General features: G+C 62.8%; 16 protein-coding genes. 9 read left to right on the forward strand and 7 right to left on the reverse strand.

Translation table 11 applies throughout. The features are described 5' to 3' along the window. The first annotated feature begins 50 nt into the window (after nucleotides 1-50). Nucleotides 51-2,339: a 5-methyltetrahydropteroyltriglutamate--homocysteine S-methyltransferase gene (gene metE / locus BFQ01_RS06145; protein ID WP_065924601.1), complete on the forward strand. Its 2,289-nt coding sequence runs from the start codon at nucleotides 51-53 to the stop codon at nucleotides 2,337-2,339. Between the two features lie 250 nt (nucleotides 2,340-2,589). Here metE and BFQ01_RS06150 read toward each other — a convergent pair whose 3' ends face one another. Beyond that, nucleotides 2,590-3,744 carry a DUF1624 domain-containing protein gene (locus tag BFQ01_RS06150; protein WP_065924602.1) on the reverse strand — a complete coding sequence of 385 codons (1,155 nt, stop codon included), beginning with the start codon at nucleotides 3,742-3,744 and terminating at the stop codon, nucleotides 2,590-2,592. 120 nt (nucleotides 3,745-3,864) lie between these two features. On the opposite strand from BFQ01_RS06150, the gene BFQ01_RS06155 reads away from it, so the two are divergent. Both BFQ01_RS06155 and yfcF read left to right on the forward strand, forming a co-directional pair. After that, complete coding sequence (locus BFQ01_RS06155) at nucleotides 3,865-4,401, forward strand: DUF924 family protein (protein WP_137212212.1); 537 nt, start codon at nucleotides 3,865-3,867, stop codon at nucleotides 4,399-4,401. A gap of 96 nt (nucleotides 4,402-4,497) precedes the next feature. Further along, nucleotides 4,498-5,130 carry a glutathione transferase gene (gene yfcF, locus BFQ01_RS06160; protein ID WP_065924603.1) on the forward strand — a complete coding sequence of 211 codons (633 nt, stop codon included), beginning with the start codon at nucleotides 4,498-4,500 and terminating at the stop codon, nucleotides 5,128-5,130. Here the strand turns inward: yfcF and BFQ01_RS06165 are convergent. Further along, nucleotides 5,105-5,377: a hypothetical protein gene (locus BFQ01_RS06165; RefSeq protein WP_065924604.1), complete on the reverse strand. Its 273-nt coding sequence runs from the start codon at nucleotides 5,375-5,377 to the stop codon at nucleotides 5,105-5,107. The genes yfcF and BFQ01_RS06165 overlap by 26 nt on opposite strands. A 132-nt stretch (nucleotides 5,378-5,509) precedes the next feature. Here BFQ01_RS06165 and BFQ01_RS06170 point away from each other — a divergent pair, with 132 nt between their 5' ends. After that, nucleotides 5,510-6,154, forward strand: coding sequence for an ATPase (locus BFQ01_RS06170; protein ID WP_065924605.1), 645 nt, complete (start codon nucleotides 5,510-5,512; stop codon nucleotides 6,152-6,154). A gap of 34 nt (nucleotides 6,155-6,188) precedes the next feature. Then, nucleotides 6,189-6,521, forward strand: a complete 333-nt coding sequence (locus tag BFQ01_RS06175; RefSeq protein WP_027607228.1) for a hypothetical protein — start codon at nucleotides 6,189-6,191, stop codon at nucleotides 6,519-6,521. 308 nt (nucleotides 6,522-6,829) lie between these two features. Here BFQ01_RS06175 and BFQ01_RS06180 read toward each other — a convergent pair whose 3' ends face one another. Together BFQ01_RS06180 and BFQ01_RS06185 are read right to left on the reverse strand one after the other, a co-directional pair. Then, nucleotides 6,830-7,576, reverse strand: a complete 747-nt coding sequence (locus BFQ01_RS06180) for a creatininase family protein (RefSeq protein ID WP_027607227.1) — start codon at nucleotides 7,574-7,576, stop codon at nucleotides 6,830-6,832. A gap of 30 nt (nucleotides 7,577-7,606) precedes the next feature. Beyond that, complete coding sequence (locus BFQ01_RS06185; RefSeq protein WP_065924606.1) at nucleotides 7,607-8,320, reverse strand: murein L,D-transpeptidase catalytic domain family protein; 714 nt, start codon at nucleotides 8,318-8,320, stop codon at nucleotides 7,607-7,609. Nucleotides 8,321-8,359: 39 nt separating this feature from the next. On the opposite strand from BFQ01_RS06185, the gene BFQ01_RS06190 reads away from it, so the two are divergent. Both BFQ01_RS06190 and BFQ01_RS06195 read left to right on the forward strand, forming a co-directional pair. Then, nucleotides 8,360-9,961, forward strand: coding sequence for a L,D-transpeptidase family protein (locus BFQ01_RS06190; RefSeq protein ID WP_065924607.1), 1,602 nt, complete (start codon nucleotides 8,360-8,362; stop codon nucleotides 9,959-9,961). Between the two features lie 80 nt (nucleotides 9,962-10,041). After that, a complete protein-coding gene (locus tag BFQ01_RS06195) occupies nucleotides 10,042-10,674 on the forward strand; it encodes a VOC family protein (protein ID WP_065924608.1) in 633 nt (210 codons plus the stop codon). A 33-nt stretch (nucleotides 10,675-10,707) separates the two neighbouring features. On the opposite strand, the gene BFQ01_RS06200 is transcribed toward BFQ01_RS06195, so the two are convergent. Beyond that, complete coding sequence (locus tag BFQ01_RS06200) at nucleotides 10,708-11,226, reverse strand: AAA family ATPase (RefSeq protein ID WP_065924609.1); 519 nt, start codon at nucleotides 11,224-11,226, stop codon at nucleotides 10,708-10,710. A 74-nt stretch (nucleotides 11,227-11,300) separates the two neighbouring features. Between BFQ01_RS06200 and dapF the strand changes: the two genes are divergently transcribed. Continuing rightward, nucleotides 11,301-12,104 (forward strand): diaminopimelate epimerase, encoded by an 804-nt coding sequence (gene dapF / locus BFQ01_RS06205; RefSeq protein WP_065924610.1) that lies wholly within the window; start codon nucleotides 11,301-11,303, stop codon nucleotides 12,102-12,104. Here dapF and BFQ01_RS06210 read toward each other — a convergent pair. Beyond that, a complete protein-coding gene (locus tag BFQ01_RS06210; RefSeq protein ID WP_065924611.1) occupies nucleotides 12,092-13,234 on the reverse strand; it encodes a PAS domain-containing sensor histidine kinase in 1,143 nt (380 codons plus the stop codon). The genes dapF and BFQ01_RS06210 overlap by 13 nt on opposite strands. Continuing rightward, nucleotides 13,224-14,039, reverse strand: coding sequence for an alpha/beta fold hydrolase (locus BFQ01_RS06215; RefSeq protein WP_065924612.1), 816 nt, complete (start codon nucleotides 14,037-14,039; stop codon nucleotides 13,224-13,226). Before BFQ01_RS06215 ends, BFQ01_RS06210 begins: the two co-directional genes overlap by 11 nt. Nucleotides 14,040-14,167: 128 nt before the next feature. Between BFQ01_RS06215 and BFQ01_RS06220 the strand changes: the two genes are divergently transcribed. Beyond that, nucleotides 14,168-15,373 (forward strand): TPM domain-containing protein, encoded by a 1,206-nt coding sequence (locus BFQ01_RS06220; RefSeq protein ID WP_065924613.1) that lies wholly within the window; start codon nucleotides 14,168-14,170, stop codon nucleotides 15,371-15,373. The last annotated feature ends 21 nt before the right edge of the window (nucleotides 15,374-15,394 follow it).

Genomic DNA, 15,394 nt, shown 5'->3' on the forward strand with positions numbered 1-15,394 from the left:
GCTGTGCTGTCGACAATAGCTCCCATCCCAACCGCTTGGAGTTTTTTGTCATGGCAGTCGCTCATTCCCTCGGATTTCCGCGCATTGGACGCGATCGTGAACTGAAAAAAGCGCAGGAAGCGTTCTGGAAGGGCGAACTCGACGAAGCCGGCCTGCGGGCCGTCGGCCGTGAACTGCGCAAGGCCCACTGGGATCTGCAGAAACAGGCCGGTATCGAGTTGCTGCCCGCCGGTGATTTCGCCTGGTACGACCAGGTGCTGACCCACTCGCTGATGTTCGGTGTGATCCCCGAGCGTTTCCGTCCCGCCGACGGCAACGCCACCCTGCACACGTTGTTCGGCATGGCCCGGGGTGTCAGCGACAGCTGCTGCGGCGGTGCCCACGCCCAGGAAATGACCAAGTGGTTCGATACCAACTACCACTACCTGGTGCCTGAATTCAGCGTCGACCAGCAATTTCACCTGGGTTGGGAGCAGTTGTTCGAAGAGGTGCAGGAAGCCCTCGACCTGGGCCACACCGTCAAGCCGGTGGTGATCGGCCCGCTGACCTACCTGTGGCTGGGCAAGGCCAAGGGGGGGGATTTCGACAAGCTCGACCTGCTTGAGCGCCTGCTGCCGTTGTACGGCCAGATCTTCCAGCGCCTGGCCGACCTCGGCGTGGAATGGGTGCAGATCGACGAGCCGATCCTGGTCCTCGACCTGCCGCAGGAATGGAAGAACGCGTTCGAGCGTGCCTACAACCTGATCCAGCGCGACCCGCTGAAAAAGCTGGTGGCGACCTACTTCGGTGGCCTGGAAGAGAACCTCGGCCTGGCCGCGAACCTGCCGGTGGATGGCCTGCACATCGACCTGGTGCGTGCGCCGGAGCAGTATCCGACCATCCTCGACCGCCTGCCGGCTTATAAAGTGCTGTCCCTGGGCGTGGTCAACGGCCGTAACGTCTGGCGTTGCGACCTGGAAAACGCCCTGGCCATCTTGCAGCACGCCCATGAAAAACTCGGTGATCGCCTGTGGGTGGCGCCATCCTGCTCGCTGCTGCACAGCCCGGTGGACCTGGGCCGTGAAGACCAGTTGGATGCCGAGCTGAAAAGCTGGCTGGCATTCGCCGTGCAAAAATGCGCTGAAGTGGCGGTGCTGGCGCAAGCGGTTAACCAGCCTGAAGCGCCCAACGTCCTTGCTGCCCTGGCCGAAAGCCGCGCGGTGCAGGCGGCCCGCGCGGCCTCGCCGCGTATCCACAAGCCTGCGGTACAGGCGCGGGTGGCGGCGATTACCCGCCAGGACAGCCAGCGCCAGTCGCCGTTTACCCAGCGTATCGAGAAACAACGTGCGGGCCTGAACCTGCCGCTGTTCCCGACCACCACCATCGGTTCGTTCCCGCAGACCGCGTCGATCCGCCTGGCGCGGCAGTCCTGCAAACAGGGCAAGTTGAGCCAGGCCGAATACGTCGAAGCCATGCACAGCGAGATTCGTCACGCCGTCGAGGTGCAGGAAAACCTCGGTCTGGATGTGCTGGTGCACGGGGAAGCCGAGCGCAACGACATGGTCGAGTACTTCGCCGAGCAGTTGGACGGCTATGTGTTCACCCGCTTCGGCTGGGTGCAGAGCTACGGTTCGCGTTGCGTGAAGCCGGCAGTGATCTTCGGCGACCTGAGCCGCCCGAAGGCGATGACGGTGGAGTGGATCCGCTACGCCCAAGGCCTCACCCGCAAGGTGATGAAGGGCATGCTGACGGGACCTGTGACCATGCTGATGTGGTCGTTCCCCCGCGAAGACGTGAGCCGCGAAGTGCAGGCGCGCCAATTGGCCCTGGCGATTCGCGACGAAGTGGTCGACCTGGAGGCCGCCGGCATCAAGATCGTACAGATTGACGAAGCCGCGTTCCGCGAAGGCCTGCCGTTGCGCCAGGCGCAGTGGCAAGGCTACCTGGACTGGGCCACCGAAGTGTTCCGCCTGTGCGCCTCGGGCGTGCGCGATGAAACCCAGATCCACACGCACATGTGCTACAGCGAGTTCAACGATGTGATCGAGTCCATCGCGGCCATGGATGCCGACGTGATCACCATCGAGACGTCACGCTCGGACATGGAGCTGCTGGATGCGTTCGAAGCTTTCGCGTACCCCAATGACATTGGCCCAGGCGTCTACGACATCCACTCGCCACGGGTGCCGGATGCCTCGGAAATGGCCAACCTGTTGCGCAAGGCGGCGAAACGGATTCCTGCCGAGCGCCTGTGGGTGAACCCGGATTGCGGGTTGAAGACGCGGGGGTGGCCGGAGACGGAGGCGGCGTTGATTCATATGGTCACTGCAGCTCGCCAGCTACGCGCTGAGTTGGCTTGATATCGTAAAAAATGTGGGAGGGGGCTTGCTGTGGTGAGCGGGCTTGCCCCGCGCTGGGCCGCGCAGCAGCCCCAGTAAAGCAGAATGCGGTATATCAGAAACTCCATAGCGGCTGTTTTGGGGCCGCTACGCGGCCCAACGCGGGACAAGCCCGCTCGCCACAGGGGGAACTCGCCAGTCTCTGAAAGTTGTGTAGATACCTATGCCACGATGAGTATGGGCGAGCTCCCACATTTGGATCTGTGTCAGATTAGAGGTATTTGAGCCAGGCCAGGTCGCGCCGCCGCGCCTTGAGCCCGGCGAACCAGCGCACCGGCGGGTAGAGCGCCAAGGGTAATACTAGCGCCATCAGCCACACCGCGCCCATGCTGTCGAAGCCAAAGTAGTTGCCCTGGTTCAGGCCAAGCAGCGCGACACAGGCGACATACAGCACTTTCAGCACATAAAGGTGCAACAGGTAAAAGAACATCGGCACGGATCCAAACACCGCCAACACGCCGATCCAGCGTCGATGCCCCGCGCGTTCAAACGCCAGCAACAGTAACAGTCCAATGCCCAGGGTCAACGCCAGGAACAGCAGCGAAGGCGGGTACTTGGTGACGTTGAAAAAGCTCATCAGCGTCTGCACGCCGTTGTCATACGCCTGCCAGGGTTTCTCGCCGTAGCCATTGAGCCCACGCAACAGCACAAACCCCAGCAACGCACCCAAGCCGCCGAGCAGCAAATACCGCTGGCGCACGGCAGGCCGCGTGGCATTGGCAAACCACGGTCCCAGGCCGTAACCCAGGGCAATCACGCCGATCCACGGCAGTACCGGGTAGGTCGTGCGCAGGCGCAGGGTGTCGGACACGTCAATCCAACTGCGTTCATGCAGGATCGTCCACGGAATATGCAGCGCCGAGCCTGGGTCGAAGTGCAGGCCATCCAGCAGGTTGTGCCCGCCGATGATCACCAGCGCCAGCACGATCAACAGCGGGCGCGGCAACCACACCAGCGCGGCGAGGGCGAGCATGCTGATGCCAATCGCCCAGATCACCTGCAGATAGATCACGCTGGGCGGCAACTGGAAGGTCCAGGCGAAGTTGACCAGGGTGAACTCCAGCACCACCAGGAACAACCCGCGCTTGAACAGGAACGCCGACACATCGCGGCGGCCCTGGTATTTCTGGCCGTATAAAAACGCGGATAAGCCCGTGAGCAACACAAACACCGGCGCGCACAGGTGGGCGAGGGTGCGGCTGATAAACAACGCGGGCTCGGTGCTGTCGATGCTCATCGGGTCGCTGACCTGGCGATGCAGCAGGAAGGTCTCGCGTACGTGGTCGAGCAGCATGAACAGGATCACCAGGCCGCGCAGGGCGTCGATGGAGAGCAGGCGTTGGCGCAGGGGAACGGCATCGGTCATGGGCGGGATCACAGGGCAGGGCGGAAAATTGGCGTTATCCTATAACATTAATCGACGCGTTGCCCTCCATTGATCCCGCTTCTGATACCTTCAGTAAACCCATACCCGGAGCCCCTGAGCATGAGCACCCCTCAAACCGTCATCGACTTCTGGCAGCACGCCGGCCCCAAGCGCTGGTTCGCCAAGGACGATGGGTTCGACGCCACCTTCCGCGACACCTTCCACGCCACCCACCTGCAGGCCGCCCGGCGCGAGCTGGAAAGCTGGCTGGATTCAGCCGAAGGCGCCTTGGCCTTGCTGATCCTGCTCGACCAATACCCACGCAACGCCTTTCGCGGCACCGCGCACATGTTTGCCACCGACCCGCTCGCGCGTCTGTATGCCGCGCGCATGGTGGACGCCGGGCTCGACCAGCAGGTGGAGCCGGCATTGCGCGCGTTCTGTTATTTGCCGTTCGAACACTCGGAAGACCCAAGGGATCAGCAACGCTCCCTGGCCCTCAACCAGCCACTGGACGCCAACACTTACCGCTGGGCCAAGGAACACGCGCAGATCATCGAGCGCTTCGGGCGTTTTCCCCATCGCAATGCGGTGCTGGCCAGGGTCACCACGGATGAAGAGCGCGCCTTTCTGGACAAGGGCGGGTTTGCCGGTTAACCCGCTATTCCGCCCGGGAATGCCCCCATAAAAACCGCGCATTGTCTTTCTCGGCGCGCATCTCGTAGCGTAGGGCTTCACCCAAGGAGCCCCGTTATGAACCAGCCCCCGTTGCGCCTCTACGTTGATTCGCTCTACACCAGCCCGTACGCGATGTCGGTGTTCGTCACCCTGCGGGAAAAAGGCCTGGCCTTCGACCTGGTCACCCTGGACCTGGACACCGCGCAAAACCAGACAGCCGACTTTGCCCAGCTATCCGTGACCCAGCGCGTGCCGACCCTGGTGGAAGGCGATTTTGCCTTGTCGGAATCCTCCGCGATTACCGAATACCTGGACCAGGCCTACCCCGAGACAGCCGTGTACCCGGCCGATCCCAAACAGCGGGCGAGGGCACGACAGGTGCAGGCGTGGTTGCGCAGTGATTTGCTGCCGATTCGCCAGGAGCGTTCGACCCTGGTGGTGTTTTATGGGCAGAAAATGCCGCCGTTGTCAGCCGACGCCCAAGGGGCAGCCCGGCGCTTGATCAGTGCGGCGCAGGTGCTGTTGGCGGGCAACCCTTCGTACTTGTTCGGTGAGTGGTGCATTGCTGACGTGGACCTGGCGGTGATGCTCAATCGCCTGATTCTCAACGGCGACAGCGTACCTGCCGAGTTGGTGGCTTATGCGCAGCGCCAGTGGCGCCGGCCGTCCGTGCAGGCGTGGGTCAACCTGCAACGTCCTGCGCTGTAGCGCTGGTCGTCATTTGCATGACGCGCCGGTCCAGGTCTTCCCAATCGGCCATGCCCAGCACCCGCGTGGTGTTCAAGCCACGCAGGTAGCCGCGCAACTGCTGGGCACTGGCGTGCACCTGGTCGGCCTCCGACGCCTCATCCAGCAGTACCTGTTCATACTCGACCAGGTAATCGGCGACCCGCTCGCGAAACTCCGGCAAGACGGCTTCGCGGATGCGGTCGAAGGTTTTCTGGTGAGGCTTCATGGCGTGGTCCTTATAGGTTTTATGTGAGCACTATCGGTTCAGATAATAGTCACCATCATGCAACGCAAGTTCTGTTTTTTCAGGAAAAGCGCAAAATCGTCTGCATCGAGACGCTGTTCAAGGAAATGCGCGATGAGGACGTTGATTCAGCTGGGTTTAATGATGCTGATGCTGGGCACTGTGATCGTCAACAACGCAGCGATCGCTGATGAATTGCGTGCAGGCCATTTGCTACCTATCGTCGGTAGCGTAGACTCCCTGCAGCATGCGCAATCGGTGGGGGTGTTGTTAAGCGATAACACCCGCGACAACCTCAGCTACCTTGAACGCTACCACGACATGGCCTTGAACGGCGCCAGGGATGCCCTTGACGCAGGTATCCGCGAGGCGTTCGTCAACAGCTCCGACCCGGAACTGGCCATTGATTGGTTGATGAGCTCGCTGCAGGGAACCTTTTTGTCGGTGACGGTCTACGACAACCTGGATGCCCTGGTGCAGGCTCGCCCCGATGTGGTGGTGATGCTCGATACCCATAACCAATTGCTGACCCAGCGCAACGATCAGGTCGAAGCGCGTTTTATCGCACGGTTTTATGACGCGAACCTGCAATACATCGCCAAGGCCGAAGGCTCGGTGCACAGGCAGGTGCCCTCGGTGTGGGTGCACGACAAGGCCGCACCGGAGATTGCCGCGCGGATCGAACAGCAGCGGGATGTGCAGCTCGATGCGTTGAAGCAGTTCGATGCCTCGCTCAAGGCGCTGGTTCGCGCGGGTTGATGTGAACCTTTATTTTTAGACTCAGGATTTTTTCATGCGCTCTTTTTTCGTACCGGTCGCGGCCCTGTTGCTGGCCGGTTGTGTTTCCGCTCCCAATAATCCGACCTTGACCCTGCAAACCGGCAAGAGCCCGGATGACTATGTGCAATGCCTGCTTCCCAAGCTGGAAAAGCACGGCATCACGTCGACGGTGACCCAGAACTCGCGCCACGCCAAGCTGGTGTTGACCAGCAAGATTGCCGCCGATGACGTGCTGGAGGTCTACAAGGCGGGGGACGGCGGCAAGGTGTTTTTGTATGAGCGCAAGCCGCTGGCGTCGACCATTACGCCGTCGCGGCTTGAACAGGTGGCGCAGGACTGCAGATAACCGATGTGGGAGGGGGCAAGCCCGCTCACCACAGCGGTTCGATCCTGCTGCTGGCGGTGGTCATCGACCGCATGAAACAACGCTGATGGTGGTAAACAAGCCCGTCGTAGTGAGCGGGCTTGCCCCGCGCTGGGGCGCGAAGCGGCCCCAATACAGTCACTGCATTCTTCCAGGCTGAACCGGGTTGCGGGTTTTAGGGCCGCTTCGCGCCCCAACGCGGGCAAGCCCGCTCACCACAGTTACAGTGTTCCTCCTTAACTGACTGGCATTGGGGCAAGCCCCCTCCCACATTTGAATCTGCATAAGGCCTAAGGTCTGGCTTCATTGCTGAAGCTGTTAACCGTTTTCACCAGCCCTTGAGCCGCCAGCGCCACCAACTCCCCACCTTTCTCCACCGTCGCCAGCGCCGGGTCCGAGCCCATGCGCCCGTCGGGGAAGCGGGCGCGGAAGTCCAGGGCTTCACGGATCGGCCCGGTGTTGGCGATCTGCGGGGAGTAGTCGGCCGACTTGATCGCGTCCGGGTACGCCCACTGCGTCACCGCGATTTCCGAAGGCGTCGCATGGCTGCCATGGCCCACCGGGAATTGGCGGTGCGCCAGGTCAGTGACGCCTTCCAAGTCCCACCAGTTCACCAGTTTCAACGCAAACCCGGCAGGGCGACGGCCGAAGCTCGCCTCGGCGTACAGCTCGGAAAACGCCGCTTCAATCGTGGCGATATTGCCGCCGTGACCGTTCAGGAACAGGATCTTGTCGAAACCATGCCCGGCCAGCGAGCGCACCCAGTCGCCAATCGCAGCGATAAAGGTGGAAGGGCGCAGGGAAATGGTGCCAGGGAAACCCAGGTGGTGCTGGGCCATGCCGATATTGAAGGTCGGGCCGATGAGGATGTCGGCGTTCTTTTGCGCCTCATGGGCGATGATTTCCGGGCACATCCAGTCGGTACCCAGCAGGCCGGTGGGGCCGTGTTGTTCGTTGGAGCCGATGGGGATCACCACCGTGCGGCTGCGTTCCAGGAACTGCCCGATCTCGATCCAGGTCGATTGATGTAGAAGCATGCGAAGCTCTCTTTTATCTGTGGGGACAGGCTAACCGCCACGGATTGTACGACTACTCGCCACCTGCTGGGGTTTGCAATTGAGGTACGTCGAGGACTTCAACCAACGTTGGTCGGGGTACCACGAAAACATGAACTGCCCATCCTTGAGCTTGTCCACCACCTGGCGTGCCACCTGCGGACGCACGGCCGGGCAACCCTGGCTGCGGCCGATGCGGCCTTCGCGCTTGCTCCACAAGGGGCTGACGTAGTCGGCGGCGTGAATCACGATGGCGCGGTCGCGGGCCTGGTCATTGAACCCCGGCTCCAGGCCGTCCATGCGCAGCGAGTAGCCATGGGTGCCGAGGTAGCTTTCCTGGGTGCGGAACAGGCCCAGGCTGGATTGATGGCTGCCTTCCAGGTTGGAGAATTGGGTGGCGAAGTTTTCCCCGGACTTTGCGCCGTGGGCCACCAGGTCGCGCAGCACCAGGGTTTTCTTGCGCAGGTCGAAGATCCACAGCCGACGGGCGGTTGAAGGTTGGGAATAGTCAATCACGGCCAGGCGCTCGGAGCGTTCCTCGCCATTATTGACGGCGCATTGCACGGCGTTCAGGGCGCTTTTCAGTACCGTGGGATTGAGTTCTGGAGCCGAGCGCGCCAGGCTGCTATACAAGGAAGGAGGGTTGCCATTGGCGGCGAGCGTAATATTGCTCAGTAAAGCCAGGCCCACGGTGACCAAACCGAGGCGGCACATAAAAGTCAGCATCTACAGTACATCCCCCCACTGTGGATTGGAGCAAAGCTATTGTTCAAAAAACACGCATGTTACTTGAGCATTTGCCTGCTCGTTGCACCATTGGTCGCCACAGCCGACGTGCTGCCGGTCGAGCCATTGCCGGTCACCACGCCGGCGCCGGTCGAACTGGCCCCGCTGCAACAGGCACTGGCGCAACTGCCGGGTGTCTGCCCCGGCCTTGCCGCGCAGATAGACGCCGCCGCCCAATTGCGCCTGCAAGCGTTCTACCAGCAGCAGGGGAATGGGCCGCTGTGGTCCGCCAACGATCGCCGCGAGGCACTGCACGCCCAATTGCAGCTGCTCGCCGATGACGGGCTGGACCCCACCCACTATAGTCTGCCTGCGGCGGATGCCACGGCCAATGTGCTGTGCAGCGACATCGACATCAGCCAGCACTACCTGCAAGCCCTGCAGGATCTGCATTACGGGCGCCTGCAGCAATCGCGCTTCGAACCGCTGTGGCATTCGCAGCCGCCCACCCGCGACCCCGACACCGAAGTGCTGGCCCTCGCTGCCCTCGGCCTGCAAAACATGGCGCAAGCCTTTGACCAGGCGCGCCCCAGCGCCGACCTGTACCGCAGCCTGCGCAACGCCTATTCCACGGTCCGCCTGCAACCCTTGCCCCATTGGGATCCGGTCGGCAGCGGCCCGTTATTGCGTCCCGGCATGGACGACCCGCGTGTCCCGGAACTGGCCCGTCGGCTCCACAGCGGTGGCTACCTGTCTGTCGAGCCCAAGGGCGCGGGCAAACAATACGGTCCGGAACTGGTCACCGCGGTGAAGGCCTTCCAGCTCAGCCACTCCCTGCAATCGGACGGCGTGATCGGTGCCGGCACCGTGGCCGAACTCAATATCAGCCCGGCCATGCGCCGCGAACAACTGCGCATCAACCTCGAGCGTTTCCGCTGGCTGGCCCAGGACCTGGAGCCCGAAGGCGTACTGGTCAACGTCGCCGCCGCGCAACTGAGCGTGTACCAGAGCGGCATCCCGGTGTGGCAGACCCGCCTGCAAGTGGGCCGCGCCGAACGCCAGACGCCGCTGCTCAAGTCACGCATCACCCGGTTGACCCTCAACCCCACCTGGACCATCCCGCCCACCATCATGCGCGAGGACAAACTCCCGGCCATCCGCCTCAACCCCGAGTACCTGCGCCAGCAGAACCTGCAAGTGCTCGACGCCGAAGGCCACCCGCTGGCGCCGGAAAATATCGACTGGGCGCGCCCCGGCAATATCCTCCTGCGCCAGGAAGCGGGCCCGCGCAACCCACTGGGCAAGATCGTGATGCGCTTTCCCAACCCGTACTCGGTGTACCTGCACGACACCCCCAGCCAACCGCTGTTCACCAAGGGCCCGCGGGCGTTCAGCTCCGGTTGCGTGCGGGTCGAACAACCGCTGCTGCTGCGCGACCTGCTGGTCAGCCCGGCCGAACGCGCGCGCACCGATGAACTGCTGGCCACCGGCGTGACCCATGAATTCCGGCTGGCCACCCCGGTGCCGGTGCTGTTGGGCTACTGGACGGTGCAGGTCGACGGCCAGGGTGACCTGGTGTATGCGCCGGATATTTATGGGCGCGACCTGGTGTTGATGAAGGCGATGGGGAGTGTGCTCTGAGGCCCCCATTGCAGAAGCGGCTGATTGTTTCGTTGAGCCGAACGAGTTTGCCCTGTGCCTTTACCTCAGGATGAGACCTTATGCAGACCTCGCTGGATCATCTGGTTATTGTCGCGCCCACGTTGGAAGCGGGTGACGAGTTCGTGAGTCAGCGACTGGGTGTGCCACTTCAACCAGGTGGTTGTCATCCGCTTATGGGAACCCACAACAAATTGCTGCGACTGGGCCCGGATTGCTACCTGGAAGTGATCGCGGTTAATCCTGCGGCCTCGCCTGTGGATCGGCCGCGGTGGTTTGACCTGGACAGGCTGGCGCACAATGCTTCTGCTCGGCTGGCTCATTGGGTCGCGAAGATCGACACCTTGAAAACGCTTGACCCGATGCTGGCAACGCTCGTCGGCCAGGCGCAGCCGATGAGTCGAGGGGAGTTGCGTTGGGATATTACAATTTCAGCAGACGGCAAACTGCCTTTGGAGGGAGCCGCGCCCAGTTTGATTAAATGGAGACAGGCGGCACACCCTGCGACGATGCTTGAAGATAAAGGCTGCTTATTGCAAAACCTGGATATTTTTCATCCTGCACCCGAGAGGATCTATCACCTGCTGGATGCCATGAATTTTTCCGGGCCGGTGCGACTTCATCGGTGCGACAGCGTCGAGGCGTCACGTTTGGTGTCTTGTATCCAAACGCCAAGCGGCCTCGTAAGTTTATAAGGTGCGTCTAGGGTAACCTCCAGGGCCAGGTGTTCATTTCGGCGTGTCGGCCGCAAGATTCAGGTGTGCCAGGATCATTGCGACTGACTCTGCCGCCGCTGAAAGTGCGGTGTCGATCGTCAACGGCGTTTTTTCCCAACGCTCATATTCATGCGCCGATACTGACTGCCACGTTGGCGGTGTCAACCCAGGAATGTCGCCCCTACGGGTTTCCACCCGGCGCCGGTGTTCCTGTGCGTCTGTACACACCACCTGAATATTGACCAGCGCCACGTCTGCCGTCGCGGCCGTCGCTGTCCAGGCTGCCCGACTCTCCTTGACCGGGTTCACGCAATCGGCGACGACCCTATGGCCCAACTGCAAGTTACTCAGCGCCAGCGCATTCGCCACGCCGTAACCGCTGGCACCGACATCACCCGCCAATACGCCAGCGTCGCGAATCGCCTGTTCGATCACATCGATGCGCAGGTAAACCGCTCCGGTCTGGCGCGCCAACTCGCGGGCAATCGTGGTTTTGCCGGTGCCGGGCAGGCCGCTGAAGACGATAAGCATGCTTGACTCTCGATAAGCTTGGGTCGGTTCAGGGTATCCTCCAGTTCCCCCACCGGTCGACCCCAGGACAGCCCATGACCTTGCCGTTCACAAAGATGCACGCCCACGGCGACGATTTCATCATTATCGACCGCCGTGGACTGGACGACCCTGTTACCCCCGAGGTCGCCCGCCGCCTGGGCAATCGTCACACCGGTATCGGCTTTAATCAATTGGCCGTGGTGCTCGACTGCGAAGACGCCGCCGCGCGCGTCAAGTTCTGGAACCCCAATGGCACGCCGCTGCAAACCTGTGGCAGCGCCACGCGCGGGGTGGCCGACCGCTTGATGCATGAAACCCGCAGCGATTCGGTTGTGCTGCGCACCGACCGGGGCCTGTTGACCTGCGTGCGGGTAGCGGATCGTCAAGTGTCGGTCAACATGGGTGAGCCGTCGCTGGACTGGTCGGCCGTGCCGCTGGCCGAGGCCATGGATACGGGTACGTTACCGCTGGCGGGCAACCCGGCGGCGTGCAGCATGGGCAACCCCCATTGCACGTTTTTTGTGGCCGACATCAACGCCATCGATCCGGCCGCCGTCGGCCCGGCGCTGGAAATTCACCCGCTGTTCCCGGCCAGGACCAATGTGCATTTCGTGCAGGTGCTCGACCGTGGGCATATCCGCCTGCGCATCTGGGAGCGTGGCGGCGGCGTGCCGTTGGGCTCCGGTTCGTGCTGCTGCGGCGCGGTGGTCAATGGCATCCGCCGTGGCTTGCTGGATGCCACGGTGCAGGTGCAGTGCGACGGCGGTACGGTCACGGTGTGTTGGGACGGGCAGGGCGGTGTGGTGTTGACGGGCAGTGTGGAGCCGATCATGCAGGGCAGCGCCTACCTGTTCTGAAACGTCACCGTGAAGGTGGTGCCGGCCGTGGCACAGGAACTCACCGCCACATCGCCGCCATGGACCTTGGCCAACTCCCGCACGATATACAGGCCCAGGCCCACGCTGCGCACGTCGCTGCCCTGGTCGGTGCCACGGGTCATGGGCTCGAACAGCCCGGCCAGCAAACCTGCCGGAATCGCCGTGCCGTGGTTGTGCACCGCCACTTCGCAAGCGCCGGCACCCAGGCGCGAGGTGATGGTGATCGGTTGTTGCGGATCGCCATAGGCCACGCTGTTGGCCACCAGGTTGCCGATGATCTGCTGCACGCGATCGGCATCCAGGCAGGCGTCGCCACGGCCCTGTGCGTGATGCTCCAGCGTTGCCTTGGGGAACGCCACGCGCAGTTCGTCCACCGCGCGATGGATCACCTCGTGCAGGTCCAGCGGCGCCGCCTTGATGGTGATGCCCTGGCCGACCCGTGCCTGGGTAAAGTCCAGCAGGTCGGCGATCATCCGTTGCGCGCGCTCGGAGGACTGGCCGATGTGCCCCAGCAGTTGGCGCTCCTTGGGCGTGCGTTCGCCACGGCTGAGAAAGTCCGAGGCCATGCGGATCGCCGTGAGCGGGTTTTTCAGGTCATGGCTGACAATCGCGACCATCTGCTCGGCAAACAGGGCGCGACGCTGGGCGATGGCGTAGGCCTCGTTCAGTTCGGCCTGGGCTTGTTGCAGCGCGACTTCGGTGGCGGTTTTTTCCTGCAACAGCGCTTCGGCCAGGTGGCGCGCGTTGAGCAGCTCGCGCTCGTACTTGTCGCGGTCGGTGGTGCCGAACAGCGCCAGGTCGTACACCACGGCGCCGGCCTGTTCGCGTTTGTTACCGTTGAGCAGCACGGTCAGCTTGTGGCCATCGCGGTGCAGCAGGTCCAGCTTCACCTCGGTGACGCTGCCGTGCATGCGCAGCATGGGCGCCAGGTGAGTCTGGTGGAAGATCCTCCCGCCCATGCTCAGCAGGTCCTGGAAACGCCGGCCCTGCAGCTCGGCGATGCTGAACCCCAGCCCGTCGCTGAAGCGTGCGTTGGCCTGCAGGATCGTGCCATCTTCCGTGGTGACAGCCAGGGCGCAGGCGGCACTGTCGAACAGATCAGCCGGCACGTGCGGCCATCCACGGCACCAGGAAGGCGTCCATGGCCACCGCGCAGGCCTGCGGTGCGCTCATGTGCGGGCAATGGCCGACGTTGTCCACCAGGCAATAGGTGCTGTTGGGCAGCACGCTGTGCAGGTATTCACCCACGGCCACCGGGGCGATCAGGTCGTCACTCGATTGCAGGATCAGCACCGGGGTGGGCAGGCCGATCACGTCCTGGCGGTTGTCCGACATAAAGGTCACGCGCGCGAACTGCCTGGCGATCTCCGGCTCGGTGCGGCAGAAACTCTCGGTCAACTCGTCGCTCAGCGCCGGTTGGTCGGGGGCTCCCATGATCACCGGGGCCATGGCGCTGGACCAGCCGAGGTAGTTGCTGTCGAGGGTGTCGAGCAGGTCGTCGATGTCGGCGCGCTTGAAACCGCCCACGTAGCCATCGTCATCGATATAGCGTGGCGACGGGCCGATCATCACATGGGCGGCGACACGCCCGGGGGCCAGGCGGTCGGCGAGGGCGCCGATCATGGCACTGACCGAGTGTCCCACCAGGATGACCGGGCCCTCGGCAAAGGCTTCGATGATCTCGTTCAAGTCGCGGGCATAGCCGTCCAGCGCGCTGTACTTGGCCTTGTCAAAAGCGTTGAGGTCGGACAGGCCTGCGCCCGTCAGGTCATACATCACCACGCGAAAACGCTCTTTGAACTGCGGCGCAAGGTAGTTCCACATGGCCTGGTTGCAGCCAAAACCATGGGAAAACACCAGGGTCGAGTGGCCGTCACCCATCACGTTGACGTTGTTGCGCTGGAGTAGGCCCATGGGGATCTCGAAGTTATGGCGTATTGCTAGGTGTGCTGCAGTTTAGATAGTCGATGGCTTTGGGTCACGCGTTATAGCGCCGATAGGGTAAAGTCGGCGCCTTCAGGAAGAAACTTCAGGTAACAAACATGATGCGGTGGTTGCGGCAATCCGTCTTGAGTCTGCTGGTATTGATGTCCGCCGGCCTGTTTATCACCGCCCAGGGCGAGACGTCGCCCATCGGCGTGGCCCTCGACCAGCGGGTGATCGACCTCACCAACACCCTCGACGCCGCCACCACCACCCGTCTGCAAGACCAGCTCGCCGCCCTTGAGCAGCGCAAAGGCGCGCAGGTGGCGGTGTTGCTGGTGCCCACCACCCGTGGCGCGAGCATCGAGGACTACGCCAACCAACTGTTCCGTGCCTGGAAACTGGGGCGCAAGGATGTCAACGACGGCATCCTGCTGCTGGTGGCCAAGGATGATCGCAAGGTGCGCATCGAAGTCGGTTACGGCCTGGAGGGCACGGTGACCGACCTGCTGGCCCACCGGATTATTGAAGAACACATCACCCCGGCCTTTCGCCAGGGCGACTATGCCGGCGGTGTCGAGCAGGGCGTGAACGACTTGGTTGTCCTGGTGGATGGCGGTGACTTGCCGCAAGTGGCCGGGCACGGCGGCAGTCTTGAGGCGCTTGCGGTATTGCTGGCGTTTGTGTGTGGTGCCATCGGCGGCGTGCTGGTCGCGGCGCGCAAGCTGGGCTGGCGGGGGGCGCTGATCGCCACCGCAGCCGTTACCGTGGCGCTGGTGGTATTCGCCGGTGGCCGGGAATGGCCGATGTACCTGCTGGTACTGCCGCTGACCCTCCTGATCGGCGGCGCCACCTTCGGCGCTTTGTGGCTGGCGCGCACGGCGTTCTACTGCGTGATAGGGCTGTTGGCCTACATCGCCGGGGTGGTGATCGCCAACCGGTTCGTGGAGGTCAGCTATATCCATTGGCTGGTGTGGCCGTTTGGCGCGGCGTTGGTGCTGGGCTTGTACCTCGGGTTGTTCTTCGTCATCAGGGCATCCTGGAAAAAGCGCCCGCGCTTTTTCCTCCTGCGTGCGCTGGCGGTCATGGCCATCTACGTCGCTGCGGCGACACTGCTGGGGCACGGGTATCAGGGCTGGATCGTGGCGATTCCAGTGGCCTCCTTTGTGGCGTTTATCGTGTTTGTGCAGAGCATCGCCAGTTCCGGCTCGGGGTCCGGTTCGGGCGGTGGTTCCGGTTCGGGCTCCAGTGGCTCCAGCTCCAGCAGCAGTTCCTCGGGGGGCGGTGGTTCCAGTGGCGGTGGCGGGGCGTCGGGGAGTTGGTAATCGGCGGTTGTTCGGCGTGAC

Source organism: Pseudomonas sp. 8 R 14 (genome assembly GCF_900005955.1).
In the GTDB taxonomy this organism is placed as follows: Bacteria; Pseudomonadota; Gammaproteobacteria; order Pseudomonadales; family Pseudomonadaceae; genus Aquipseudomonas; species Aquipseudomonas marginalis.

What these genes read in the sequence shown, in the direction of transcription:
- metE (WP_065924601.1), top strand. Translation starts at nt 51, where the DNA reads ATGGCAGTCGCTCATTCCCTCGGATTTCCGCGCATTGGACGCGATCGT.
- BFQ01_RS06150 (WP_065924602.1), bottom strand. Translation starts at nt 3,744, where the DNA reads ATGACCGATGCCGTTCCCCTGCGCCAACGCCTGCTCTCCATCGACGCC.
- BFQ01_RS06155 (WP_137212212.1), top strand. Translation starts at nt 3,865, where the DNA reads ATGAGCACCCCTCAAACCGTCATCGACTTCTGGCAGCACGCCGGCCCC.
- yfcF (WP_065924603.1), top strand. Translation starts at nt 4,498, where the DNA reads ATGAACCAGCCCCCGTTGCGCCTCTACGTTGATTCGCTCTACACCAGC.
- BFQ01_RS06165 (WP_065924604.1), bottom strand. Translation starts at nt 5,377, where the DNA reads ATGAAGCCTCACCAGAAAACCTTCGACCGCATCCGCGAAGCCGTCTTG.
- BFQ01_RS06170 (WP_065924605.1), top strand. Translation starts at nt 5,510, where the DNA reads ATGAGGACGTTGATTCAGCTGGGTTTAATGATGCTGATGCTGGGCACT.
- BFQ01_RS06175 (WP_027607228.1), top strand. Translation starts at nt 6,189, where the DNA reads ATGCGCTCTTTTTTCGTACCGGTCGCGGCCCTGTTGCTGGCCGGTTGT.
- BFQ01_RS06180 (WP_027607227.1), bottom strand. Translation starts at nt 7,576, where the DNA reads ATGCTTCTACATCAATCGACCTGGATCGAGATCGGGCAGTTCCTGGAA.
- BFQ01_RS06185 (WP_065924606.1), bottom strand. Translation starts at nt 8,320, where the DNA reads ATGCTGACTTTTATGTGCCGCCTCGGTTTGGTCACCGTGGGCCTGGCT.
- BFQ01_RS06195 (WP_065924608.1), top strand. Translation starts at nt 10,042, where the DNA reads ATGCAGACCTCGCTGGATCATCTGGTTATTGTCGCGCCCACGTTGGAA.
- BFQ01_RS06200 (WP_065924609.1), bottom strand. Translation starts at nt 11,226, where the DNA reads ATGCTTATCGTCTTCAGCGGCCTGCCCGGCACCGGCAAAACCACGATT.
- dapF (WP_065924610.1), top strand. Translation starts at nt 11,301, where the DNA reads ATGACCTTGCCGTTCACAAAGATGCACGCCCACGGCGACGATTTCATC.
- BFQ01_RS06215 (WP_065924612.1), bottom strand. Translation starts at nt 14,039, where the DNA reads ATGGGCCTACTCCAGCGCAACAACGTCAACGTGATGGGTGACGGCCAC.
- BFQ01_RS06220 (WP_065924613.1), top strand. Translation starts at nt 14,168, where the DNA reads ATGATGCGGTGGTTGCGGCAATCCGTCTTGAGTCTGCTGGTATTGATG.